General features: G+C 56.2%; 21 protein-coding genes and 1 riboswitch. Of the genes, 14 read left to right on the forward strand and 7 right to left on the reverse strand.

The features are described 5' to 3' along the window. Window positions 1–2 precede the first annotated feature (2 nt). The gene (locus ONV78_RS02850) at window positions 3–1,064 is read right to left on the reverse strand and encodes a hypothetical protein (RefSeq protein WP_279500932.1); all 1,062 of its coding nucleotides are present in this window, start codon (window positions 1,062–1,064) and stop codon (window positions 3–5) included. Between the two features lie 281 nt (window positions 1,065–1,345). Here ONV78_RS02850 and ONV78_RS02855 point away from each other — a divergent pair, with 281 nt between their 5' ends. After that, the gene (locus ONV78_RS02855; protein ID WP_279500933.1) at window positions 1,346–2,458 is read left to right on the forward strand and encodes an acetyltransferase; all 1,113 of its coding nucleotides are present in this window, start codon (window positions 1,346–1,348) and stop codon (window positions 2,456–2,458) included. Between the two features lie 77 nt (window positions 2,459–2,535). Here the strand turns inward: ONV78_RS02855 and ONV78_RS02860 are convergent, their stop codons facing one another. After that, complete coding sequence (locus tag ONV78_RS02860) at window positions 2,536–2,817, reverse strand: ACT domain-containing protein (protein WP_279500934.1); 282 nt, start codon at window positions 2,815–2,817, stop codon at window positions 2,536–2,538. After that, window positions 2,814–4,523, reverse strand: a complete 1,710-nt coding sequence (gene ilvG, locus ONV78_RS02865) for an acetolactate synthase 2 catalytic subunit (RefSeq protein WP_279500935.1) — start codon at window positions 4,521–4,523, stop codon at window positions 2,814–2,816. The genes ONV78_RS02860 and ilvG overlap by 4 nt, the downstream gene beginning before the upstream one ends. Before the next feature lie 622 nt (window positions 4,524–5,145). On the opposite strand from ilvG, the gene ONV78_RS02870 reads away from it, so the two are divergent. The 5 genes from ONV78_RS02870 (at window position 5,146) to bfr (ending at window position 8,970) form a co-directional block, all read left to right on the forward strand. Then, window positions 5,146–6,168 carry a phospholipase gene (locus ONV78_RS02870; RefSeq protein WP_279500937.1) on the forward strand — a complete coding sequence of 341 codons (1,023 nt, stop codon included), beginning with the start codon at window positions 5,146–5,148 and terminating at the stop codon, window positions 6,166–6,168. 2 nt (window positions 6,169–6,170) lie between these two features. Further along, entirely contained in the window at window positions 6,171–7,418 is a 1,248-nt protein-coding gene (locus ONV78_RS02875) for a peptidylprolyl isomerase (RefSeq protein ID WP_279500940.1), read from the forward strand. Window positions 7,419–7,615: 197 nt separating this feature from the next. Beyond that, window positions 7,616–8,005 carry a hypothetical protein gene (locus ONV78_RS02880; protein ID WP_279500942.1) on the forward strand — a complete coding sequence of 130 codons (390 nt, stop codon included), beginning with the start codon at window positions 7,616–7,618 and terminating at the stop codon, window positions 8,003–8,005. 142 nt (window positions 8,006–8,147) lie between these two features. Then, window positions 8,148–8,378 (forward strand): (2Fe-2S)-binding protein, encoded by a 231-nt coding sequence (locus ONV78_RS02885; protein WP_241566926.1) that lies wholly within the window; start codon window positions 8,148–8,150, stop codon window positions 8,376–8,378. Between the two features lie 112 nt (window positions 8,379–8,490). After that, on the forward strand, window positions 8,491–8,970 hold the full coding sequence (bfr, locus tag ONV78_RS02890; RefSeq protein ID WP_011400513.1) for a bacterioferritin: 480 nt from the start codon (window positions 8,491–8,493) through the stop codon (window positions 8,968–8,970). 91 nt (window positions 8,971–9,061) lie between these two features. Here bfr and ONV78_RS02895 read toward each other — a convergent pair whose 3' ends face one another. Then, complete coding sequence (locus ONV78_RS02895) at window positions 9,062–9,553, reverse strand: DUF2505 domain-containing protein (RefSeq protein WP_216735928.1); 492 nt, start codon at window positions 9,551–9,553, stop codon at window positions 9,062–9,064. Between the two features lie 319 nt (window positions 9,554–9,872). On the opposite strand from ONV78_RS02895, the gene ONV78_RS02900 reads away from it, so the two are divergent. Together ONV78_RS02900 and ONV78_RS02905 are read left to right on the forward strand one after the other, a co-directional pair. Then, window positions 9,873–12,557, forward strand: coding sequence for a site-2 protease family protein (locus tag ONV78_RS02900; protein WP_279500950.1), 2,685 nt, complete (start codon window positions 9,873–9,875; stop codon window positions 12,555–12,557). 5 nt (window positions 12,558–12,562) lie between these two features. Next, window positions 12,563–12,865, forward strand: a complete 303-nt coding sequence (locus ONV78_RS02905; protein ID WP_279500952.1) for a hypothetical protein — start codon at window positions 12,563–12,565, stop codon at window positions 12,863–12,865. A gap of 66 nt (window positions 12,866–12,931) precedes the next feature. Here the strand turns inward: ONV78_RS02905 and ONV78_RS02910 are convergent, their stop codons facing one another. Continuing rightward, window positions 12,932–14,905, reverse strand: coding sequence for a VacB/RNase II family 3'-5' exoribonuclease (locus ONV78_RS02910; protein ID WP_279500954.1), 1,974 nt, complete (start codon window positions 14,903–14,905; stop codon window positions 12,932–12,934). A gap of 426 nt (window positions 14,906–15,331) precedes the next feature. On the opposite strand from ONV78_RS02910, the gene ONV78_RS02915 reads away from it, so the two are divergent. Next, window positions 15,332–16,336, forward strand: coding sequence for a putative solute-binding protein (locus ONV78_RS02915; protein WP_279500956.1), 1,005 nt, complete (start codon window positions 15,332–15,334; stop codon window positions 16,334–16,336). A 1-nt stretch (window position 16,337) separates the two neighbouring features. Here the strand turns inward: ONV78_RS02915 and ilvE are convergent, their stop codons facing one another. Then, window positions 16,338–17,219: a branched-chain-amino-acid transaminase gene (gene ilvE, locus ONV78_RS02920; RefSeq protein ID WP_279500958.1), complete on the reverse strand. Its 882-nt coding sequence runs from the start codon at window positions 17,217–17,219 to the stop codon at window positions 16,338–16,340. A 180-nt stretch (window positions 17,220–17,399) separates the two neighbouring features. On the opposite strand from ilvE, the gene ONV78_RS02925 reads away from it, so the two are divergent. Continuing rightward, entirely contained in the window at window positions 17,400–18,833 is a 1,434-nt protein-coding gene (locus tag ONV78_RS02925) for a PLP-dependent aminotransferase family protein (RefSeq protein ID WP_279500959.1), read from the forward strand. A gap of 6 nt (window positions 18,834–18,839) precedes the next feature. Here ONV78_RS02925 and ONV78_RS02930 read toward each other — a convergent pair whose 3' ends face one another. After that, the gene (locus ONV78_RS02930) at window positions 18,840–19,445 is read right to left on the reverse strand and encodes a hypothetical protein (protein ID WP_279500960.1); all 606 of its coding nucleotides are present in this window, start codon (window positions 19,443–19,445) and stop codon (window positions 18,840–18,842) included. 106 nt (window positions 19,446–19,551) lie between these two features. Then, window positions 19,552–19,828, forward strand: a riboswitch (cobalamin riboswitch). A gap of 77 nt (window positions 19,829–19,905) precedes the next feature. On the opposite strand from ONV78_RS02930, the gene ONV78_RS02935 reads away from it, so the two are divergent. From ONV78_RS02935 to ONV78_RS02950, 4 genes are read left to right on the forward strand one after another with little or no spacing between them, the layout of a single operon-like run. Next, window positions 19,906–20,787, forward strand: coding sequence for an ABC transporter substrate-binding protein (locus tag ONV78_RS02935; protein ID WP_279500962.1), 882 nt, complete (start codon window positions 19,906–19,908; stop codon window positions 20,785–20,787). Continuing rightward, entirely contained in the window at window positions 20,777–21,748 is a 972-nt protein-coding gene (locus tag ONV78_RS02940) for an iron ABC transporter permease (protein ID WP_279500963.1), read from the forward strand. Before ONV78_RS02935 ends, ONV78_RS02940 begins: the two co-directional genes overlap by 11 nt. Beyond that, window positions 21,745–22,527 carry an ABC transporter ATP-binding protein gene (locus tag ONV78_RS02945; RefSeq protein ID WP_279500965.1) on the forward strand — a complete coding sequence of 261 codons (783 nt, stop codon included), beginning with the start codon at window positions 21,745–21,747 and terminating at the stop codon, window positions 22,525–22,527. The genes ONV78_RS02940 and ONV78_RS02945 overlap by 4 nt, the downstream gene beginning before the upstream one ends. Next, on the forward strand, window positions 22,524–23,345 hold the full coding sequence (locus tag ONV78_RS02950) for an energy transducer TonB (RefSeq protein ID WP_279500969.1): 822 nt from the start codon (window positions 22,524–22,526) through the stop codon (window positions 23,343–23,345). The genes ONV78_RS02945 and ONV78_RS02950 overlap by 4 nt, the downstream gene beginning before the upstream one ends. The last annotated feature ends 34 nt before the right edge of the window (window positions 23,346–23,379 follow it).

Below are 23,379 nucleotides of genomic sequence, written 5' to 3' on the forward strand. Positions count from 1 at the left end.
CCTCAATTGATTCCGTATTGTTGTGAGCTCTCGAAACGGAAGTAGCCGCTGGCTTCTTCGGCGGCGATGATATCCGCTTCGTCGCCAAAATATTTCTGCTGCAGCGCCTGAATACGCGCGGCATTCTGCGCGTCACCCTCTGTCAGCGCCTGCCGTTGCGCCATATAGGCGTCGCCGTTCGCTCTCCGTTCGTCCCGGGTTTTATCCAGATCCCCCCAACGGCTCAGCGCGGCTTCATCCATTCCCATTTCTTCACGTAAATGGCGTAACTGCGAATAGCGCTGTTCCGGGGGCATGGCCCGCAACTGTTCCTGCACAGAGGAGAGACTCAGAAAGCGATCAGTCAGCTCCTGCTTCTTATTGTTGATGAGGTGTTCGGCTTTTTCGGGGAAGCTGGCCAGGATTTGTTGTTTATATTGCGCAATTTTCTCTTCTACAGGAGCGGAAGACTGCTCCAGGTCGGCCAGGCGATCTTGAAACTGTTCGGTCTGCCACTGATCTTTCCAGATCTCGTAGGCCTGTTCGCCAAACAGCGCCTCACGTTTTTGCCAGAGGCGAGTGCGCTTTTCCGCGTCGCTCAGGGATATCAGAGCATAGCGTTCAGTGTTCATCCACTCGGTATAGGTTTCCAGAGCGGCGAAGGTCTGCATCAACGCATCCTGCAGGTCAGGAAAGGCGGCGCCGATCAGAATGGCCAGTTGTTCTCGCCAGTTTTCAGGATAGCGGCTTTGTACGAAACGCATGAGCTTTTCCAGTACCTGGACCTGAACTTTCGGATGTTGGATATGCGCCCCGAAGGTGCGTTGTAAATATCCGATCAGTTCCTCTTCTTCCAGATTGCGTTGGGCGAGGGCGTCCTGGGACGGCGTTGCAGTCTGAACGGTGGACGTGGATTGCGACGCTGCCGTCAAAGCAGAGGTTGGCGCAGGCGATGTTTGCTGTGTCGCGGCGTCGCTGGAATGCCGATCATGCCAAAACACGACGGCGGATATCAGAGTTAAAGCGAGGCCGCCGCTTATCAGGACAGCGCTTCGACGTGAAGTAGCGTTTGTTATTTTTGTCATGCCTGGGATTGTTATTGTTTAGTCAGAGCGAATGCAAGCCTGAAGGCGCCGCAACAATTGCGGGTTAAGTTTTAATGGGAAAAATTGTCGGCGCCATCACACATTCGGGGGATGGTACAACTGAACTGCCCTTCATATTATGGTTTACTCTTATGACGCTGAGCGGAGTTCCTCCACGTAACCTGTATCGGCGCCGGCGTAGAACAAAAATAAAAAACCGAATTACGATCAAAAGAGTCGTATTACCTCGTTACAACAAAAACAAAATGAGGACTGAAAACATGAAACCAATGCTCAAGGCCGTTCCGGCGGCGCTTGTTTGCGCTTCGTTGGTCTGCGCACCGCTCGCTCAGGCCCGGGACGCAGACAAAACCAAGTACCCCATCGTCTTCGCTCACGGCATGGCCGGGTTCAACAATATCCTGGGACTGGATTACTGGGGCGACGATTTCGGCACTTATGTGCTCGATCCCTGCGATAAATTCCTTGAAATCGCCTGCAACGGCGACATCAACGATAATCAACAAAGCTACGTTTCCGCCGTACAGCCTTTCCATAGCTCTGAAGTTCGCGGCAAGCAACTCGCGGATAACATCGAAAGCTACATGGCCACCACTGGTAATCGTTACGTCAATCTGGTGTCTCATTCCCAAGGCGGGGTAGACAGCCGTAAGGCGGCGCGTGTGCTATACGAACGTAAAGGCTATCGGGTAGTGAAGACGCACGTCAGCGTTTCCTCTCCACACAGGGGATCTCCCGTCGCCAAATTTATACTCGACAATTTCCGCGACTCCATCGTAGAAGTGCTGGCCAATTTCTACGGTAATGTCGTTTACGCCGCCGGCAACGACGCGGTGGCGGGCGCCAAGCAGCTGGTGTATGACGATTATGAAGCGGACGGCGTCACCACTGGTATGAAGGCGTTCAACCAGAACTATCCCGCCAGTGGCGCCTATATCGAACATGCGGCGTCGGTGATGACGGCGCAAAGCGGGCTCAACGTGAACCCGGCGTTATGGCTGGTGTCGGAAGGTCTGTTCAATATAGATGGCAACGGTTACTGCCTGGATGATTGCAATCACGACGGCGCCGCCGGGCAGGGCGATGGCGACGCCAATCAGCGGGACGACGATGGTTTGGTCGGCATCAACTCCCAGCAACAAGGGGAGCGGTTGCAATATTACGAGCGTTGGGGATCGCTTGATTCCATCTACGCACAGCCGGCGTTTGGCTATGTCAGCGACCTGAACCGACCCAGCGAATTGCAATCCACGTCTCTCGCTTACGTGCTGAATCAGGATCATATCGACGTCATAGGCGTTGGTCCTGACACCTTCGATGAAATGGAGTTCTACGCGGCGATCACGGACTACATCGCCGATCGCGGGCATTAAGCTCATAAGGGAAGGAGCGGCGGGACGCCGCGGCGATGGGGGAGCGGGAAACTCCACCCATCGCCTGCCGGGACGGCTCAGGCGCAAGCTAATTCAGGCGTTGCGGCCTGAGTAGGTTGGTTGAGCGCCTTTAGCGTTTTCACATCCAATAGCTTTTGCAGTTGTCGCAGCAGCGTTTCCGGTGGACGCGAACCGGAAACGATCAGTTGCGCCTCATAGACATCCGCCAGTCGCTGCAGTCGCAGGTCCTCCACTTGAAATCCGCGTACGCGCACCACTCGCATAACGCGTTCAAGAGCGCCAGGCTGACTGGATATTTGGCATTCAAAAATAGTTTGCGGATGTCGTGGGGATGTCATGCGGCTCTTCCTTTTTGCTGATTGGCGATAGTGGGCACCGGAGTGTTCTCCAGCATATTGGCGTTCGCTTCGCCGGGTTTAACGATTGGCCATACGTTGGTTTCTTCTTCAATGTGTACGTGCAGCAACATTGGTCCAGGGTAGGCGAGCAGCGTTTCGATACTGCGACGCATCTGGCAGCGCTTGCTGATAGTCATGGCGGGGATACCAAAGGCTTTGGCGATGGCGCTGAAGTCCGGGTTATCAGAGAGATCCACCTCGCTGTAGCGGCCGGCGTAGAACAGCTCCTGTTGCTGGCGCACCATGCCCAGGCGCTGGTTGTCCAGAATGATGAGCTTAATCGGCAGGCCATAACGCTGGATGGTGGCGAGCTCCTGCATATTCATCATGAAAGAGCCGTCGCCGGACACGTTGATAACCGGCGCGCCGGGTTTTGCGAATTGCGCTCCCATGGCGGCGGGAAGGCCGTATCCCATGGTCCCGAGTCCGCCGCTGGACAGATGCTGGCGCGGGTGATTGAAGTCGAAATACTGCGCCACCCACATCTGATGCTGCCCTACGTCGCAGCTTATGATGGCTTCAGGCGGCGTTACTTTGTCCATGGTGGCGATAAAGTCAGGACCCTGAATTGGCGCCGGATCATCCTCGTTTGAAGTGGCGGCGAACCCGTTGCGGCTCTTGCTCGCCATACACTGTTCGCGCCATTCCGCGATTTCCAGAGGCTGGCGCAGCCCGCGCAGAATTTCCCGCATGTCGCCCAAGAGTACACAGTCGGCGCGTTTGATTTTTCCTATTTCGCTGTGGTCGCAGTCAATGTGAATGATGCGCGCGTTGGGGGCGAAGGCGCTGGGTTTACCTGTCGCGCGGTCGTCAAAGCGGGCGCCAATAACGATGAGCAAATCGCATTGCTCCACCGCCTCGTTGGCGGCGCGGGAGCCATGCATGCCCAGCATGCCCAGATTGAGAGGATGGCGCTTGCCGGGGTTGCCGACGCCTTTCAAAGTCACCACTTGCGGAATACCGGTGGCGTCCGCGAAATGGCGGTAGCTGGTCACTGCTTTTGCGAGCATGACGCCGCCGCCGCTATAAATCAGCGGACGTTTTGCAGCCTTGATCATTTTACGGGCTTGTCCCAACGGATTGTCCCAATCCGTCAGGTCGCCTCCGCTGCTTTCTGTGGCCAGGGCGGCCGGTGCGGGCGTTGAGTCCAGCTCTTCCAGCAATACGTCTTTGGGGATATCCAGCCATACCGGGCCAGGGCGGCCGGACATGGCCAGCGCAACGGCCTCGTCCATGATGCGCGGCAGGTCGTTGGCGTCTTCCACCAGGTATGAGTGTTTTACTACGCCTAAGGTCATGCCCAGGATATCGCTTTCCTGAAAGGCGTCTGTGCCGATCAGGGCGCGCGGCACTTGCCCGGTGATAACCAGCATGGGAATGGAATCCATGTAAGCGTTAGCCACGCCAGTGATCAGGTTGGTGGCGCCGGGACCGGAGGTGGCCAGACAAACGCCGAGTCGGCCCGAGGCGCGGGCGTAGCCGTCGGCGGCGAGGGCGGCGGCTTGTTCGTGACGGCAGAGGACATGTTTGACATCGGCGTCGAGGAGCGCGTCATACAGGGGCATGATGCAGCCCCCTGGATACCCGAAAATGGTGTCAACGGAGTGCTTCGTCAACTTCTCGATAATACATTGTGCGCCGTTCATATCCTCTGTTCCCGTCAGTGGCCGCTTGCTGCGGGGGCCATAAAAAAACCCCCGGTTCTTGCGAAGCGGGGGTTTTTCGAAGTCTTACTTTGCTAGTTCCGACTCGTAAACGCCAACCCCCGCGAAGGTACGACGACCACCGCGACGATAATAAGGTTGACGACTAGAATCAGGGCTTGCTTCATGTGTTTGCTAAATTCGTACTTTAAATTCGACTGTTGTCAGAAATCTTGAATGCTTTTTGACCTGGAAATCAGGTCTGAAAAATATAGACGCTGCCTTTTCAGAAGGCAACCCCCTTTTCGCAAGTTATTTTTTTCATCCTCATTTCAACCCTTAACGAACCCAGTCAGTTGCTGGCGCGGCTTAGGTTTTTCGATACGTATTTTCTGTCGCGTTCACCTGTTTGGGTGATTGTAACCCTGATCATATTTTATTCTCCTAACGGCGTTCAGAGAATGCCGCAGAAAACGTCCTGGTTAAGCGGGTCGGTCCCTTAATCCAGGAATGACGGGCGATTACGAAAAGGCGCTCTCATCTTTTTCGTTACAACCTTTCTGTAACACGCAGTAGTTAGAGTTTCCTTGCACAAACACGATAAAAAATAAGGAGATGACTGTTCATGGGAAATAAAAATCTGATTTTGGCCGGCGTTATCCTTGCTTCCCTCGGGGCTCAACCTGCTCTGGCTTTCAAACAGGAAACCCACAAGCGCTTCGTTATCGACGCTGTCGAGTTCATGCGCACGCATCCTGACATCACCAACTACGCCAAACTGGAAGCGGTGGCCGCTGCAGCGGGAATCAGCGTGACCCAGATGGCGGATATGATTGGTCAGGGCGCCTACGACGTGGATGACTTCGAAGACACCTTTCTGTGCGGCGCGGTGACCGGCGATTGTGTGCTGGCGCCGGTATGGGGTCTGGGCTCCAGCATCGTCAACTACACCTCTTACTGGCACTTCCAGAACCACACTCGCGGGGCGGACGCGCATGGCAACGACATTGGGGGCTATGACTACTCCAAGCTGAGCGTGAAGGGGGATGTCGATAACATGGCGGCGTCCTGGCTGAAAGGCGACCACCTGGATGACGGCGCGGGCGGTCAGACTGGATGGTTCGGGGCGGAGGACTCTGAGTACAAGAGCTATCAGGTCACCGAGGGCAACTATCGGCAGGGCAGTTACTCCACCTACAGCATGTACAAGGATTTTGAGAGCATTCCCTTTCAGCCCATCGATAACCTGGGGCAATACTGGTATAGCGCATTCTGGGCGCAGCCTACGATTCAGACGCTGGGCTTCACCCTGCACACCACGGACTTATTGCAGCCGCACCATACTTGGACCACCTCCGCATTGAACCATTCCGGCTGGGAGGCCTGGGTGCGTGATTACTACGACTCGGAGAACCTGAACGATGACGACCTGGTGGAGCAGGCGCTGGCGGACTTCCCCACATTAAGCGCCAACTCTGCGGAAATTCGTCCTTTGTTGACCAAGGGTGGTGAAATTTCCTACTCCATGGGCGGCGTGGTGTTGTCTTCCACAGATCACTCGGATCGGCTGGCTGTGGCGAAAATCGTGGTGCCCCACGCTATCGCCATGACCGTGCACATTCTCAATCACGCCATGAACCGGTTCTGATCATGCGCGGGACATTCCAGGTCCTGGCGTTGGCCCTTTGCCTGCTCTGCGCAGGCGGGGCCTCCGCTTCCGTCTACTTGTCGGTGGATGACACCAGCCTGTCGCGCGAAGCATTTGATGCGTTGCATCAGCAGGCGAGCCAGCTTCGCAAAATGGATCGCAAAACCTTTGCTGACGAGTTAATCGACGCCTTGCTGATGTACCGTTGGGCGCAAGGAGAACTCCCTGAAGAGCAATGGCGGGGGACTGAAATTGGCTACGCCTATGGATGGCACATCCGCCGCCAGTTGGATCGGACGTTGGCCAAGCTATATCCCAAGTGGCCAGCTTCGGAATTGATGCGACAGTACTCCAAACCCGGCGTAGAGGCGCGGGAGGCGCTGGCGACGATCGCCGCCCAGTCGATTCTGGGCTACCAACTGACGCCGGCGCAACGGGACAACGCCGCCTCTCTGGTACTTGCCCGTATGGCCTTTCCAGACCAGCAAGACGTGCCGCTGACATTGCTGGAAGTATACGAGGGACAGTCCATACAGGGTAAAAAGGCGCTGATGGAAGGCGACGTCAAACTCTTGGGTATGGAAATGCTTTCCTGGAAGCAACATCAACTGCGCTTATGGTGGCTATGTCATGAAGGCGGCGTTGAAAGGGATGCCATTGACGATCTGAGACGGACAATTGAGGCGCATTATTTTTACCCCAAGATCCTCAACGCATTGGGCGTGATTAAACGCAATCATGGCGATAATCCCGGGCTGATCAAGTTCAGAGAGCAAGTTAGCGCGGCGCAGATCAACAGTTACTATCAGCGACATCAGGAAGACTTTCGTTTTTTGGCGAAGATCAAGGCGCGCGGCGCGATATATGGCGATGAGGCCGCAGCGCGACGCGCTCGCCAACAGCTAATGAACGGCCTGTCCTGGGCGGATCTAAAAGCGCCATCCCATCCCGCCGACTTGCCGTTAGACGCTGAAGGCTGGCTGCATAAGGATGCGGTTAAACCTACGGACTGGCTGGCGTCATTGGCCTTCGCCACCCCGCCGGGAGACGTCAGCGAAGTTATTCGTTCTCCGACGGGAGATTGGGTGATTCTGCAAGTGAGCGGACGCGAGTACGACTATTATCCCGCCGACAGCGAGACGGTGCGCTATCTTGCCACCGATGTGCTGGCGATTCAGCAGGCGGTGGCGGCCTATAGTGAGCTGATCAACCATCTGCGTCGTCAGGCGAATCTGCAAAGTAAGGTATGAATCGGAAGTCATGGCGACGTGGCTGGATCTTGTCGGCGTTCTTCTGCGCCGTCTGTATGGCGATAGGATTTTTCTTTTTCATCAGCGCTGACGCGGCAAAGAACGGGGTCCCGCTTTCATCCAGTCTTGTCGCAGTTCCGACGGCTGAGCTACCGCCGATGCAGGCGCCTAAATCTGCACCGCCAGTAGGCTCGTCAATGCAAGCTGTCACTCAGGAAGAAGTCCTACCTCAGTTAGATGAAGAAGAGGCATACCCGGAGTTGCCCACCGACATTGAGGCGTTGGCGTCCTTGTCCGCCTCCATTGAAAAGGGTGATCGGCGCGCTCCTCCCATCACCAGGCGTGCGCCAGAAAAAACGCCGGATGCGGAAGCCCTGGCGGATCATGAAGCCTATGCCCGCCTGGAAGCGCAGCAGCATCAGCGAGTGCTCAATAACTTCCGCTCCGCCGCCCGGGACAAGGCGGATGAATTGGAGCGCCTGATCGCCGAAGGCCGCGCCCGCGGCGTCTCCCCCGAACTGTTACAGGAGGCGGAAGCCAAGCGCGACGCGCTGTTGGATGCTATCCATATGATTAATCAGGAATAATTTTTTATAACGATTTTACTGCGCTACAGCTCGGGAAATTTTGGTTACAGTCCGGCAAAGAAACTATTAAAAACATTATTGACAATCATTCTCATTAGCATTAACTTTCTTCACAGACTGCTAATAAATGAGAGAGATTTTCATGTACGTATGTCTTTGCAACGGAATTACCGATCACTCCATTCGCGAAGAAGTCGCGAAAGGCGCTCAGCATCTGCGTGATGTAGTGCGTTCGTTGGGATTGGCGAAAGACTGCGCCCGCTGTGTGGAAGCCGCTCGTGAAGTATTTGACGAGGCTAAATCTCAATACGATCTCTCTATGGCGGAGCAACTGGCTTACGCAGCAGATATTCCTACCCTGACCGCCGCCTGAAAATTCGATTGTACTTTCCTTCCCGTTACAACTAACCTTAAGGGTTGAGTTGGTAACCCCTTGTTTTTATGGGGTTATTGCAATTGAGAATCATTCTGACGGGAGCGCTGTGATGAAGGGCGATAAGAAGGTTATCGAACACCTTAACCAGATTTTGGCTAATGAACTGATTGCGATTAATCAGTATTTTCTGCATGCGCGCATGTATAAAAACTGGGGCCTGACGGCTCTGGGCAAGAAAGAATATGAAGAGTCCATTGATGAAATGAAGCACGCCGATCAATTGATCGAGCGGATTCTGTTTCTGGACGGCATTCCCAACCTGCAAAAGCTGGGCAAGCTGATGATCGGCGAAACCCCGAAAGAAATGCTGGAATGCGACCTCAAGCTGGAACTGAAAGCTATTCCAGACTTGCGCGAAGCAATCGCCTATTGCGAGCAGGTACGCGATTACATCAGCCGCGAGGTTCTGGAAAACATTTTGGAGTCGGAAGAAGAGCACGTCGATTGGCTGGAGACTCAGCTGGATCTGATGGAGCGTGTGGGCATGGAAAACTATCTGCAGAAGCAGATGTCCGACGCCGATTCCTGACAGACCTTCTTTTTGCATCGCTCCGGCGCCGGCCGCTCTTGGGTTGGCCGGCTGCCTGAAACCTCCCTGTTTCTCCTCTTTTTTCAATCCGTTAGAGGTTGGCGCGCAGATAATCCGCTACAAAAGCGAACTCGTTCTGCATCGTCTCCTGAGACTTAGCGGCGACGAACTCCGCCAGCTTTTTGCCTACCAGCGGCACGCGACACTCGAAGTTCAGCGTGACCTCATGGACACTGCCTTCCCCTTCTGAGTACAAACGCATTTCGCCGTTGATGGAAACAGGCACGCCCTGTATATCCACCTTCACCTGCGCGCGGTATTCGCCGGCATTCTCACGCCAGTGTTCTTCCTGAGTCACCCGGTTCCATTCGGAAATGAATTTTCTCAGCATCGCCGGGGCTTCTGCGGGCACCTCGCGAATTATCTTCAAGTCCAGTGCGGAGTCAGTCTGTTCGCACTGACGGATATCTATGTTGCGGGAACCGAGAAAGCGTTGCTTCTCTTCAATGTGGTGGGGAGCGCCAAAAGCGCTGAAAACGGTGGCTGCTGTGTAAGGGAAATGCTGCTGCCCTTTTACGATCATCCCTAGCTCCTGTTGTGATTATGATTATGAGAGTCGGTCTTGTCTTTATTGTTAATCGCGTCAGCCGCACAGCCAGGCGCGGCAAGGCCTGGAAACCATAGCAGCATGGCGGAAAAGCTGGCAATAATCCGTGGCGCTGAATGTAGCCTGGGTCTCAAATTGGACATTTGTCCGCGGATTGACGGAATTTAAGTGTAATAGCGGTCAATTTGGGTATAATTGCGCGATTTTTAATCGGCCAGACGTTGCGGTGACTGCGTTGCTGGCGGCTCCTTCCGACTTGAGAGCGTACTGGAAGTTTTTGTAGCGGTTGCGGTAAATGTCCTATCTGTTTGGTTTCCTGTTATTTGTCATCTTTATCCAAATCCTGGTGCGCGGGTCCGCTATTTTTCAAATATTGAAGCTCAGAATGGGGCTGGAAACCTCACTCGTTGTCGCTAATGAAGGCGAGGTGGAAGAGGCCTATCGGCGTATTTTGGCTCCAGGGATCAAGGAGTTATCGGAACTTGGATTTGTGGATTTTTGCTGGCTGCGTGGTCGTGAAGCGTCCCGTAACGATGACAGGGAAACCTTCTTGTGCTTCATGTTCCACCCTGAGCAGCGGACCTATGCCTGTCTGAGCCCCCATGTGGACTTATCCGCAGGGCGGGAGGCGCAGTACTCTTTTTTGACTTTCTTCAGTGATGGCGAAACCTTCGAGACGGTAAACGGACACAAGCATCTCATCCTGTCGGACGTCGCCAACTACCATGTAGAAGACCCTTATGTAGCCGACCTTGCTGATCACTGGAACGCGCACTTACGTCGGTTAGAGCAAATCTCCGTCGAGCGATTGGAAAAGACGCCGGAAGCCATCGCCGCATCCGGCTCCGCGTACTTTGACGATTGTATAAACCAAATGCTGGCGCAGGGTGTTTTGAAACGGGTTGCCAAGGATGCGCAGCGCGCGCAATTCAGTCTCAAAGGCGCATGGCGCATGCAGAAATCGCTTCAGGCAGGCTCTGCGCGGTTGGCGAAAATCGCGAAAGGCGCGCCAGCATCAGCATCTTCATTGGATTACCAAGTACTTTCTCATCTGCGTAACGACGCAATACTGGCCAGTGGGGAAGCGACGGGATGGCTGGGTAAAGCGCTACTGCTACTGGTTTCATTGGGCGTATTCGCCCTGAGCTTTGGCTTCAAACTGGATGCCTTCTCCCTGCTGATCCTGATCGGCGTATTGTTTCTGCATGAGTTGGGACATTTGCTGGCGATGAAAGCCTGTGGGTATCGCGACTTGCAGATACTCTTCATTCCCTTTCTCGGCGCCGCCGCACGGGGCGAAAAAGAACGTATTCCCAGCTGGCAAAAAGTCATTGTGGATTTAATGGGGCCTGCGCCAGGGCTCATCCTGGGGATTGCGCTTTGCTTTTACATGCCGCCGGACGCGCCAGGCTGGATGACGTCGGCGGCGTTTATGTTGATCGTGTTGAACTACTTAAATCTGGCGCCGATTCAACCTTTGGACGGCGGGCAGCTTTGGAACCTGCTTTTGTTTCGGCGCTGGCCTTCGGCGCAAATCTTCTTTTTCTGCCTCAGTATCTTAGCGTTCGCCCTGTTTTCCTGGTGGTCCAAAGAGCCGGTGTTTGGGGTGATTGCTGTGTTCTGGGCGTTTCTTTTGCCAAATCAGTGGCGTCAGGCAAGACTGTTCGCCCATATTCGTCGCATGCACCCTCGCGTACAGGAGAGCGAGTATCCCGAGCAGCTTGCCGCCGCCTACGAGGGAGTGAAAGCGCTAAAGCTGCCCTGGCGTAAAGCAGTGGCTTATCAGCAGGTGAAGGCGCTGATGGTGCGTTTCCGGGACAGGCCGCCATTCGCCTGGGAATTTCTGTTTGGCATGACGCTTTATCTGGCCTTGGTCATTGGCGCGCCCGCGGCGCTGATGCAGACCCGGTATGGCGACGCCCTGAAGGATATTGTCGCCCCATGGCTGGCCAAGAAAGGCATGAACTGGGACGGACAAATCGCCAACGCAAAGAACCCCAGAGAGCGTCTGAGTCTGCTGATTGCCGCAGGGGACTACTATTTCTATTCCGGCGATGAGGTCATGGCCGAGAAATATTACGACTTGGCGCTAAAAGAGACGGAAAGAAACGGCATCAGCCCGGAAGAAAAAATAAAGATTCTTTATCAGTTGGCGCAGGCCTTGTTCATGAACACCAATGATAAAGAGTCCGTATCAATCGCGTATTTGCAGGAAGCTTTGCGGCTATATCAAAAAGAGCGCATCCAGAACGGCGAGTTGATCCCTGATATTTATGAGCTGCTGGTGGAGTGTTATTTATTCCAGTCCGACTATACATCAGCCCTGAAGAACATTGACGGCGCCTTCGCCAACAGCGATATCCGTCGTAATGAGCAGCGTGTGGCGCAACTGTATATGTTGAAGGGCAATGCGCTTTCGGAACTGCATCGGGTGGTGGAGGCGGAGCGCGCCTATATTCAGGGCATCAAGGCTTCCAAGTCCGTGGATTTCAAGCGCACGGTGGAATTGCGGTTATTGGAGTTCTACCTGAATGAAGACCTGAACGACGCCGCCATCAAGCGTCTGGAATCTCTTCTATACGGTCCCAAGGCCTTCACCGGATATACCGACGGGATCAGCTACAACCTTAATCTGCGTCTGGCCTGGGCCTACTACAGCAAAGAACGCTATATCGACGCGGAGATTACGCTGCGGTCGTTGCTGGTGGACATGACTGACGCCGGTCTGGGCGATGTTTCGTTGCTGCCCGCCCTGGAGCTGCTGCATATCGTACAAAGCGCCCATGATCCCTGGCAAGCCGCTGGCACCCGCATCTGGATAGAACAAATCGCGGAAAACACGCTGGATCTGGCCCCGGACGCCTACATCGATTCATTGCGCGAACAGCTTCATTTTATCCCCAAAAGCAGTCGCTACCGTCGCAAACTGGCGGAGGCGGGCCTCACCAGTTTTGGCGTGAAAAACGCCTCGGAATCCTGATTACCATGAAAATGTATATCCTGATCAAAGACACGATCCCTTCCGGGTATGCCATGGTGGCTGCGGCCCACGCGTCGCTCGCCGCCTATTTGAAGTTTCAGGATACAGCTGAAGTAAGAGAGTGGTTGTCAGGCCCTTTCTATAAAACCCTCTGCAAGGTGAACGAAAAACAGTTCGAGAAAGCCAAAACTTTCGCAGACCATGTGGTGGTTACGGAGTCCGCTCTGGAAGGTCAGGAAGTGGCGCTGGCGTTTAAGCCCAGGGAAGAGTGGCCAAAGGACTTTAAGTTTTATCCTCTGTACCGGTAAGCCATTGTTTTGAAGAGGTGAGGCGGGAATCGCCGCAGCGCCGGCTAGCGCTGCGGCGATGTACGATTATTGCTCCGCTTGCGGCTCTTCCGCCTTAACGGGCGGCGCTACCGGGGCAGACTCCGCCAGCTCCATCTGAATCAGTTTTTTCTCCATGTCGACCGCGCTGATGGTGACTTTTACAGGTTGCTCCAGGCGGAATTGGCGATGCTCGCCAGTGTGCTGGAAGTAAGTGCCGTCGAAGCGGAACTTCTCCTGCAAGGCGCCCAGGTTCACCATGCCTTCAATGCCATTCTCATCCAGACGCGCCTGGAATCCAGAGCCAGTCGTGTGCTGCACCACGCCATCGAAAGTCTTGCCGATCAGCGTCTGCGCGTATTCGCACTTCAACCAGGTCTCAGACTCGTTCACGGCGCTACGACCAGCGCGCAGAGACTCCTGCAATTGCTGGATGGCTTTGTCGTTCAGTGTATGCGGCTTCTGATTCTTCAGTACGCCTTTGATCTGGCGATGAATGCTCAGGTCCACGTACTTGCGAATCGGGGACGTGAAGGTGGTGTAGTGAGGCAGTCCCATGCCGAAATGAGGGCAGGGCTGGTCAGACAGCGCGCCACGCGCCAGCAAACGGTTGGCGATGGCCTTCACGGGAACTTCCGGTGGATTTGCGTCCAGGAAGTCCATGAATTTTTTGAAGCCTTCCCATGTATGCAGGTTGCTGCAATCGTAGTCGGAGATCTGCTCGGAGACGATCTGTTTGATCTGATCCAGACGCTCAGGACGGAAACCGCTATGAGCAGTGTACAGAGAACGCTCGGTATTCTGCTTCAGGAAGTCCGCCGCACAACGATTGGATGCGACCATCGCTTCCTCCACGATGGAGTGAGCGACGCTGTTGATCTTGCGATGGATGTTCTTGACCTTGCCGTTCTCATCCAGCTCCAATTGATAGTCCGGGCGGTCTTCATTCACCAGCGCGTGCTCGCGGCGATGGCTGGCCAGAGCCGTTCTGACTTCATTCAAGGCTTGCAAAGTCGCGCCGTATGCATGGGCGCTGGCGTCGCCGGAGGCTAACGCGGTGGCGACCTCTTCATAAGCCAGATTGGCCGCGCAACGAATAGCGGCTTCCTCGATGGTGTAAGAGGAAATGGCGCCATCAGCGTCGATCTGCATTGTGCAAACCAGAGCCAGACGGTCTTCGCCGGACTTCAGTGAACAGAAGTGGTTGGCCAGTTTGGCTGGCAACATAGGCAATGTGCGGTCGGCGAAGTAGAAAGAGCTGCCCAGACGCTGCGCATATTTGTCGATGTCGCCGCCTTCCGGAATCAGTGAGGACGGGTCGGCGATGGCTGCCAGCAGCTCCCAGCCTCCTTCAGGTTTGGCGGTGGCGAACAGAGCGTCGTCCATATCTTGGGTGCTGGCGGCGTCGATGGTGACGAACGGCGTTTCCCGCAGGTCTTTACGCTTTTCCAGCTCCGCGGCGACTTGCTTCTGCAGCTCGGCTTCGTTGATGGAGGCGCGGTTGTGCGCCTGCAGATTGTACTTGGCCAGCATGTAATTCACTTCCAGGCCGGATGCGCCTGGCTTGCCGATGATTTTCACCACCTCGGCCTGTGGCTTGCCTTCAGGGAAGGGATGCTGCAAAACACGGCACAGAACCAGGTCGTTGACGTGCGCTTGCTGGCGCTTCTTCGGCGGAATGAAAATCCAACGGTTCATGCCCATCAGGTCGGGCTCAACGAAATGCCCTTGGCCACGGGTGAAATAACGGCCAACGAAATACTTCAGTTCACTTCTCATGTGTTGCACGACTTTGGCGACATCGCGGCCTTTGTCGTCCTGGCTGACTTCCACCAGAATTCGGTCGCCCGGAAATACTTTCTGCATTTCGTCCGGGTTCAGGAAGCACTCTCTGCCGTCATCCAACACAGCAAACCCAAAACGCCCCGGACTGCCTTTCACCGTTCCTTCAAAACGGTTATTGGCGATACGCAGGTCTTGTTTGAACTGTTTCAATTGGGTTAAAGCATCGGAATTTAACATGGAAAAGTGGTCACTCGTGATGATTGCTGAAAGGGAAAGCTGATCGTTACCGCTGGTTGTCCGGGCTTACATCGAAGGAGGGTCATATTACCCCGAATGCCCGCGTGGTTCTAGCCGCGATAGCGCATAAATCATGCATTCAGCCGGGCGGAGTAAGGCTTGGGGCCAGTTTTACAAGTAAATTTTGACACGGCTCACGGGATATTGCCCCAAACTGGGGCGAATCTTTCCTTCTCCTTGAATATCGCGGAAACGTGCTCTCTGCGGCATTAAGACGCGTTAGTTTGTCATATATTTCGCGATAGTCAGGCTGAACTCGAAACCCAATGACGCCGCGGCGGATGGGCCATTTCGGCTGACTCAGACAGGGACGACCGTTGTACAAGGAAAACCTCAATACCAATAACAATAATGGAGATTCACACCATGACAGCATGCCTTCGTCGTGCGTTGCTGGGGCTATTCCTGGGCGTCGCCGCACTCACCGCGCAAGCGGCTGAGCAACGCAGCTATTGCGTTTTTGATCCTCTTGGGGCCGCCGGCCCTGTGTATAACCTGATGAAAGCCACCCGTATTCAGGCCCTGAACTGGGGCTATGATCTGGAATTGAACGCCTACACTGACGAAAAAATCGCGGCTGACGACTTTCGCGCCGGCCAATGCGACGCCGTATTACTGACTGACGTGAGGGCGCGGGACTTCAACCGTTTCACCGGAACCCTGGTGGCGCTGGGCGCGATTCCGGGATACGGCGAGCTGAAGACGATTCTGCAGACGCTGGCGCAGCCGAAGGCCGCCAAGCTGATGACCAGCGGCTATTTTGAAGTCGCCGGGCTGTTGCCCGCCGGCGCGGTGTATGTGCTGGTGCGGGACCGCCGCGTCAACAGCGTACAGACCATACAGGGCAAGAAAATCGCCACCTTCGATTATGATCCCGCGGCGGTCACCATGGTGCGCCATGTGGGCGGCTCCGTGGTGGGCGCGACGCCCTCCAGCTTCGCCGGTAAGTTCAATAACGGCAGCGTTGATGTCGCCTACGCTCCCGCGATCGCCTACCAGCCTTTGGAGCTATATAAAGGCGTAGAGCCGGATGGTGGTGTGTATTCATATAGTTTTGCGCAGATGACCTACCAGATGCTGGTGCGTAAAGACCGCTTCAATGCGGATTTCGCCCAGAATGCGCGGGAGCATTTCCAAGGGCGCTTTGATGAACTGATGGAGATGGTGCGAAAGGCGGAAGCGGAAATACCTGCGAAGGTGTGGATACATCCCAATCAGGAGGAAGCCGCCGGGTTTAACAATATGCTCAAAGAAGTGCGTATTGCGTTGAAGCAGGACGGCGCTTATGACCCCAAAGCCCTGCAATTAATGCTAAAAGTGCGTTGCCACAGCGACCCCGCCAACGCGGAATGCGTTGACGGGCGCGAGTGATTTAAGCGCTGCACTCTTGCGCTATCAAGGCGGCGAAAGCCTGACGCAGGCGTTGCAGAACCTCGCCGGGCGATGTGCGGAGGGGGCGTCCGTCCACCTCCGCGACGGGTAAGAGTCCTGCGCCGCTGCCGGTCAGGAAGCATTCCTCCGCCGTATACAGGTCGTAGGGAGTGAGCGTGCGCTCACTGACAGGTATGTTGTTGGCCTGAGCCAGCTCAATGATTACCGAGCGGGTTACTCCCGCCAGCGCGCCGTCGCTGGTTGGCGGCGTCAGCAGGCGACTCTGGCGGACGATGAACAGGTTTTCCGCCGACGCTTCCGCCACCTGACCGCGTTCGTTCAGCAACAAGGCTTCATCGGCGCCGGCGACATTGGCTTCCATACGGGCCAGGATCGAGGTCAGGTAGTTGAGGCTTTTCACTCTGGGGTCCAATCCCGCTCCTACGGTGCGGCGTACGCAGGCGATAATCAGTTTGAGCCCCTTCTCCTGCGCCTCGCTGGAGGCCATGCTGAGCTGATCCGCCAGAATGAACACATTCGGCGTCGCACAGTTACGCGGATTCAACCCCAGGTTGCCGGGGCCGCGGGTCACCACCAAACGCAGATAACCGCTCTCGCCGTCATAACGGCTTATCAACGCGCTGATTCCTTCGCGTAAGGCGTCGGCGTCATAAGGCAGGGTGATTCCCAACGCGGCGGCGGAGTCTTGCAGACGCTGCAGATGTCGCTCAATGCGAAAGGGCGTACGTTGATAGAAACGCAGTCCCTCAAAGACGCCGTCCCCATAGAGCAAGCCGTGATCGTAGACGGAAATCGCGGCTTCCGCTGCGGGAACGATGGCTCCGTTCAGCCAGCAATACGGTGTGGGGGCGGCGGTTTGCATAGTCTTTCTCCTGCTTGATCAGGTTGATGGGGAAAAACATCAACAATAAACAGACGAAAGATTGCGATATAGGCCAAGAAAAATTTATATATATCGATACAGTTTTTCATTTTCGCTCACTGTACTGATATATCGATGAAGAACTGTACTTGTTTATGTATGAATGAGGCGGCGATTGGCATGAGCAAAAAGCGATATGAAGAAGTAGCTGACGCTGTGGCGGGACGCATCCGTCAGGGCATGTACGGGGTGGGAGAGCGTATACCGGGCACCCGTGATCTGGTGGAGCACTTCAGCGTCAGCGTGTCCACCATCATGGCGGCGCAACGTCTGCTAGAGAGGCAGGGTTGGGTGGAGGCGCGGCCGCGATCCGGTTATTACGTGCGCCGTCGCAATCAGAATGGATTGGCCGAACTGGAGGCGGCGTTGCCCAAGGTGACCGGATTTGAAGGCGCGCCAACCCTGGTGGACACGCAGCAGACCATCATGAGCCTGGTGCAGGCGACCCAATCTTCCAAGGGTATGAATTTCGCCATGGCGGCGCCGGCGACGCAGTTCTTGCCGGCGGCGGCGATGGAAAAAGCATTCCGGGCGGCATTGCGCGGGCCCAGTGAAGAGATTGAAGCGTATAGTTTTCCTCCTGGCGCGTTGCGTTTGCGCGAGGCCATTGCGCAACGCATGAAGGACGCTTGGTGCGATCTGGAGCCGGACGACATTCTTATTACCAATGGCTGTCATGAAGCGCTGACTCTGGCGTTGAGGGCGGTGACACAGCCGGGAGATGTGGTGGCGGTGGAGTCGCCAACGTACTTTGGATTGCTGCAAGTCATTGATGCCTTGGGACTAAAGGCGCTGGAAATTCCCGCCGACCCGAAAAGCGGACTCAGCCTGGAGGCGCTGCAACTGGCGTTGGAGCAATGGCCGGTCAAAGCCTGCGTGGCGATGCCCAACTTTAGCAATCCCCTGGGGTGTCTGATGCCGGATGAGCGCAAGGAGCAACTGGTGCGTTTGCTGGAAGTCTGGGGCGTGCCCTTGATCGAAAATGACATATACGGCGAGTTGGGCTTTTCCGGCCTGCGGCCGCGAGCGGCGAAGAGTTATGACCGCGCCGGCGGCGTGCTGTATTGCTCGTCGTTTTCCAAATCAATCGCCCCCGGTTTGCGGGTGGGATGGATGGCGCCGGGGCGCTGGCGGACGCGGGTCGGTTACCTGAAATTCGCCAGCACCCTGGCCTGCCCAAGCTTGCCGCAGATGGCGGTGGCGCATTATTTGGCGCAAGCGGATTTCGACCGCCATCTGCGACGTATGCGCCATGAGTTCGCGGTGCACGTGGAGCGTATGACGACGGCGGTGCTGCGGCATTTTCCTACTGGAGTGCGAGTATCGCAGCCAGCGGGTGGGTTTGTGTTATGGGTGGAGCTGGAGGAGGACTGCGATACGGTCGCGTTGTATCGCAAAGCGCTGGCCGCTGGCGTGAGCATTGCGCCGGGAACCCTGTTCAGCGGCGACGGCGACAAGTACAGACATTGCCTGCGGCTCAATTGCGCGGCGCCCTGGACGGCGGAGGCGGAAGACGCGATCCGCCAGTTGGGCGTTTGGTTGCGCGCAGGCTAAGCGGGATTACCAGCCGAAGCTGAACGTGGGATCAATGAAGAACATGACGCCGCTATAACAGGCGAGCATCAGAAAGCTGCTGATAAAGCCGTGAAAAGCGGTCTTGTAGCCGGCTTCTTCGTCCTTCTTGAAAAGAAAGCGATAACCTGCAAAACAGCTCAAACCAATCACAAATAGCGCCACCAGGGCGAAGCCGCCGTTGATCACCTGCATATTGATGATGAAATTCTCTCGCGCCGTAACGGCCGCCGGCGCTTCGTCCGGATACAGGATAAAAGAGCCCGGCAGCAATGGGTGGGCGGTGGCTTCAATGGTGTAACGATAGAAAGGCCAGAAGCGTCCGCAGCGGGCGAGCAGGCGATCGCCTTCCCGGGCGCTGACCACGGCGTTGGCGGCGAATAGCGGGCCGCCGCAAAGATCGAACTCCTTTTTTACCTCTTCCCGGCTGTGCAGTTCGACACTGCGTTCGATGCTCACAGGCGACCAGCCGGTCAGATTGAAGACGGTATATTCCAACAGGCTCAAGCCATAGGCCAGTCCGGCATACATGAACACGAGGAACAGCAGACGTTTCAGAATGAGTCCATGGCGGGACAAGGGCGCGTCGGTCATACAGTCTTATTCTTGTCGGTAATTACGGGAGCGTAAAACTGACACAATCTTGCAGGCAGGTCCAGCGCCCCTCAGCGGCTTTCTGGACTTAAAATGATCAATTCATGATAATGTGGGCCGCAATGGTTCCAGTTGCTCAAAGTTCGATCATTTTCGATGAGAGCAGGATTAAATGGGAATCCGGTGGGCGCGGCTTTATGCGCGTTCGATCAGCCGGAGCTGTCCCCGCAACTGTGAGCGAAGAGTTCGTCCCGGATAACGCCGCCCCTCCTTATCGCGACGTTATCAAAGGCCACTGGGTGGAGATTGTCTCCATGTTCGGGAAGGCGGGACAGGACTACGAAACGCAAGCCAGGAGACCTGCCATTGTTCGACTCCCATTCGGAGCCTGTTTTTTCCGACCGTAAACGGGGAATTTACGCCGGATTCGCACCTCGCATCGATTCAAGGCGGCATCTGCATGTTGGTTAAGGCTTTTCGGGCCCTGGGATTGCTATCAGCGCTTACTTTCACACTTTCCGTCAACGGGGGCGATGCGCGCGCCGCTGAGCCCACGGTCATGTCGGTCAATCAGTGCGTTGACCAAATGATGGGGTATCTCGCCCCGGAAAATCTGGTGTCGGTCACCTGGCTCAGCCATCAGCCCTCTGAGCTGGAAATTGCACCGACCTTGCGTGACATTCCCGCCAACTTTGGTTTTATCGAGCAAGTGCTGGAACTCCGGCCGGATATCGTGATGGCGGGCCAGTATGGCGCGTCCTCGCTTAAGCCGCTGGTGCGGAAGTTTAATATGCGTTGGGTGGAGATTCCGTTGCCGCAATCTCTCGATGATTTGGCGTCAAGCTGGAGCCTGATGGGCGAAGCGGTGCGCAAACCGGAGCAGGCGGGCAGTATCGTTAGCGGGCTGAGGGCCTATTTCGCTGAGGTTCACGGGAAGATTGCGGATAAACAAGTCAGAGCGCTGATTCTGAACGCCAATGGCTGGATCGCTGGCGAGAGTAATTTCCAGGACGCCTTCCTGGACGCCATCGGCGTGATTAACGTGGCGAGCGAACAGGGCGTGCAAGGCTGGGGGCAAGTGGATCTGGAGACGCTGGTGCGCTGGCGGCCGGATTTGTTGCTGATGGTCAGCAACAGCTATGACAGCGAAGCGTTGGCGACGAATTGGGTGGAGCACCCTTTATTGAAGCGCCGTCCTTCCCGTTTCGAGCCCCTGTATATCCCGGCCGACTGGCTCTCCTGCGGAACGCCCGCCATGACGCTGGCGGCCCAAAAGGTAGCGGATCACATATTGGCGCAAGAGCGTAAAGCGTCAGGGTCGGAGACTGCAGATGACTTATAACCGTTTGCTCCTGATTCTGAGCCTGTCGCTCGCCTTTTTGATCGGTTTGTCTCTGTGCACCGGCCGGGTGACCGGGGTGAGCTGGCCGGGGTGGGATCTGGAAACCCAATTGATTCTATGGGAAATCCGTCTGCCGCGGACACTATTGGCGCTGTTATGCGGAACCGTATTGGCGCTATCCGGCGCCGTGTTGCAGGGACTGTTGCGCAATCCGCTGGCGGACGCCGGCGTACTGGGGGTTTCCTCCACGGCGGCGCTGAGTTCGGTGTGCGCCATCTACTTCGGCTTTTCCGCCAGCGGCCTGTTTACGCCCGTGGCGGGCATTATCGGCGCCATGCTGGGACTGCTGGCGCTGGTAATGATTGTAGGATCGGAAGCGGGCATCGTGATGATCATCCTCGCCGGAGCCGCGATTAATTCGTTCAGTTCAGCGTTGACGGCGCTGGCGTTAAATATGGCACCGAATCCCTTTGCGGTGCAGGACATTCTGTTCTGGCTGATGGGTTCATTCGAACATCGCACTCTGCAGCACTTTTATTTGGCGGCGCCGCCTGCGCTGCTGGGGATGGCGTTGCTGTTCAGCGTGTCGCGTTCCCTGGATGTCCTGTCGCTGGGGGAAAACACCGCCCGCTCCATGGGGGTGCGTCTGCAGAAAGTGCAATGGGTGGCGGGCCTGGGAGTAGCGTTGGCGGTCGGCGCCAGTGTAGCGGTGAGCGGCGTTATTGGTTTCGTGGGGCTGGTGGTGCCCCACATGCTGCGGCCGTTTACCGAGTGGCGGCCCGGTCGATTACTGCTTCCCAGCGCCTTGGCGGGCGCCAGCCTGATGTTGTTGACTGATATTGCTGTGCGCTGTCTGCCGCCGGGACCGGAGTTGCGAGTCGGCGTCATTACGGCGCTGTTGGGCGGGCCGTTTTTCCTGTGGCTGCTGCGTCACCTGCGTAAAGCGGAGGCGTTGGTATGAGCGACGCGCTGAGCCTGGAGCTAAGCGGATTGCAGGTGGGTTATCCCGGCGCTCCGGTTCTATCCGATGTCAGTTTCCGTCTTCCATCTGGACAACTGACAGCGATACTGGGCAGCAACGGCGCCGGCAAGTCCACCCTGTTGAAAACCATCGTCGGTCTGATCCCCAAGTTATCCGGCGCCATGCGGTTGCAAGGTCAGGATCTGTGTGACATGGCGCCGAAACAGCGCGCGCAGCATATCTCTTATCTGGATCAGGATACCGATTGTCATTGGCCTTTGAGCGTAGAAACCCTGGTCAGTCTGGGCCGCTTTCCAGCGCAAACCCATCGCAGCAAATTAAGCGCGCAAGATCAGGCCCTGATTCAGAACGCCATGCGACAAGCGGATGTCACGCATTTGGCGCAGCGCACCGTCACCCGCTTATCCGGCGGCGAGCGCGCCAGGGTGATGCTGGCGCGTGCGCTGGCGGTTGACGCTCCCGTATTGATGGCGGATGAACCGGTGGCGGGTCTGGACCCTCAGCACCAGATTCAGGTGATGAGCCATTTGCAGGATTGGGCTGGAAGTGGCCGGATCGGCGTTGTAGTGCTGCACGATCTGACCCTGGCGCTGCGGTTTTGCGGACAAGCGATGCTGGCGATGCCGGACGGAACCCTGGTTGCGGGCGACACTAACGAGGTTTTGAGTGATGAGCGCATCCAGCAGGCGTTCGGCGTCTCGGTGGTGCGGGGGCGACATGAGGAACAGCCTTATCTGCTGCCCTGGAGTCTGAAGTGAGCACGGACGTCAGCAACGCTAAATACCCGCCATTACTATGGATGGCCTTGGTCGCCTCCCTGGCGGCGCATTTGGCGTTGGTGCTGTATTTCAATTCCCCTCAGCCAACTAGAGATCGGTTGAAATCGACCACGATGACCGTGGCTATTCAGGCCCCGGCGGCGCCAACGCCAGTTTCCGTAGCGCCGGCTCAACCTCAATCTCAACCTGTGGAACCGAAACCGACTCCGCAGCCAGTTCTAAAGTCAGCGCCACAACCTCAACCCGCTGACATGCCAGAACCCGTGTCACAGAAGCCCAAAGTGGCGCTTAAGCCGGTGGAGACGCCCGCTCCCAAGCCAAAACCGGTTCCAGCAAACAAACCTGTCGTAAAAGAGAAAACCCCTAAACCAACGCAGGCGGCGCACAAACCTGTTCCGCAACCTGTTTCACAAACTGCAACGGCGAAGTCTCAGGTCACACCCGCTGTGAGCAAGCCCGCTCAGGCGGTTCCGACGCCAGCCGTGGCCGCCGCGCCCGTCTCTGCGCCTGTGGCGGTCAGTGCGCCCTCGGAGCCCAGATATCAGTTGGGCGAAGCCAATACGCCGAAGCCTGAGTATCCTGGCCTCGCCACCCGGCGCGGCTGGCAGGGCACTGTCATGGTGGAGCTGTTGGTGGACGCATTGGGGAATCCCGTGAAAGTCTCCATCAAGCGCTCTAGCGGCTACACCGTGCTCGACAAGCAGGCGCTGAAAACCCTCTCCGGTTGGCGTCTGGCGGCGGCGGATGGACTCGACCGGGAAACCATCGTGGTGCCGGTGGTGTTTCGTCTGAATTGACAAATTTCCCATACTGTCGCATAACTTCCTGCAG

It is taken from the genome of Hahella sp. CR1, from assembly GCF_029813005.1.
In the GTDB taxonomy this organism is placed as follows: Bacteria; Pseudomonadota; Gammaproteobacteria; order Pseudomonadales; family Oleiphilaceae; genus Hahella.